Raw genomic sequence first — 1,637 nt, 5'->3', positions numbered from 1 at the left:
CGTCCTGGCCGTTCCGTTCTCGGGGGGTGGGGCCGCGTCGCCGGCCGGACCCGCGCAGCGGGCAGCTCCCCGGACCGCGGGCGTTCGCGGGGCACGTCGCGGAGGACGGGCCCTGCAGGGGACGCGGGCCGGTTGCGGACGGTCGGGCGGTCACCGGCGTTCGGCCGGCCGGTGACAGTCTGCCGCTCCGCAGCCCGCCGCCGCTCGTCCGGGGTGTCCCGCCCCGGGTCCGGCCACCGGCGCACCGCCGCCGGATCCGGCACCCGGGTCACCGTGCGCCCGTCGTGCCGCTCGGGACGGCGGGCCGGGCCGGGGTCGCGGCCGCGCTCACCCCCGCGGCGGCCGCGCCGACGGCGCGGGGGCACCGGGTCGACCGCGGCCGGCGGCACCGGCAGCAGCAGCCGGGCCAGCCGGCCGCGCGGCTGGCTGCGCTGGAAAGCGATCGCCGCGGGCTCGGCCCGGGCGAACCTGGCCAGCAGCCCGATCACGAAGAGGGTGAGCACCAGCGACGTCCCGCCGGCCGAGATCAGCGGGAGGGTGACCCCGGTGACCGGCAGCAGGCCCACGACGTAGCCCATGTTCATGGTGGCCTGGCCGATCAGCCAGACGGTGATCGCGATGCTGGCCAGCTGGATGAACCGGTCGGTCGAGCGGCGCGCGATCCGGAAGCCGGCCCAGCCGAGGATCGCGTACAGGCAGACGACGACGAGGCAGCCGAGGAAGCCCAGCTCCTCGCCGATGATCGCGAAGATGTAGTCGGACTCGGCGTGCGGCAGCAGGTTCCACTTCATCGCGCTGTTGCCCAGCCCGACGCCCCAGAAGCCGCCGGTGGCCAGCGCGTAGAGCCCGTGGCAGGCCTGGTAGCCGCTGTCACTGGCGTCGGCGCACGGGTCGATGAAGCCGGTGACCCGGGCCATCCGGTACGGCGCGAGGACGACCATCAGCGCGACCACGGCCCCTACCGCCAGCACGGCGACGCCGACCCAGCGGCGGGAGAGCCCACCGGCCCACATCAGCCCGGCGACGACCAGCAGCAGGCTGACCACCGCGCCCATGTCCGGTTCGGCGATCAGCAGCAGGCTCATCAGCAGGAAGACCGGCAGCACCGGCACCAGCAGCGACCTCGTCGTCAGGTACTTCTCCCGGACGGCGATGACGTGCGCGCCCCACAGTGCGAAGACCAGCTTGGCCAGCTCGGAGGGCTGGAAGTTGGTGAACCCCAGGTTGAACCAGGCGCGCGCGCCGTTGAGCTCCAGGCTGACCCCGGGGATGGGCACCAGCACCAGCGCCAGCAGCCCGAACACCACCAGCATCGCCGGGCCCGACCAGCGGCGCAGCCGGCCGATCGGCAACCGGAGCGCCACCAGCATGCCGAGCAGCCCGACGACGGCGAACCCGATCTGGCGCACCCCGGGCAGCCAGGCCGGCTGCCCGGCCTTGGCGGCCTCGATCGAGGAGGCGGAGAAGACCATCACCAGGCCGACGACCAGCAGCAGGCCGGCCGAGCCGAGCACCAGGTGCGAGCTGGTCATCGGGCCGTCCAGCCAGGCCGGCCCGCGGAGCCGGAGGACCCCCTGCCCCCCACCGCCCGCAGGCTCGCGGCGGGACCCTGCCGGGGGGCGGGGGCTGTCGGGGCG

The 1,637-nt window shown here is 75.4% G+C and carries 1 protein-coding gene; it reads right to left on the bottom strand.

Translation table 11 applies throughout. The features are described 5' to 3' along the window. A partial coding sequence (gene ftsW, locus FHL80_RS25035) for a putative lipid II flippase FtsW (protein ID WP_246078946.1) occupies window positions 1–1,532 on the bottom strand: 1,532 nt, incomplete at its 3' end. Window positions 1,533–1,637: the final 105 nt, after the last annotated feature.

The organism is Modestobacter excelsi, from assembly GCF_005930495.1.
Lineage (GTDB): Bacteria > Actinomycetota > Actinomycetes > Mycobacteriales > Geodermatophilaceae > Modestobacter > Modestobacter excelsi.
The sequence above is the reverse complement of the archived record's forward strand: the minus strand, read 5'-3'. Positions and strand labels throughout refer to the sequence as shown.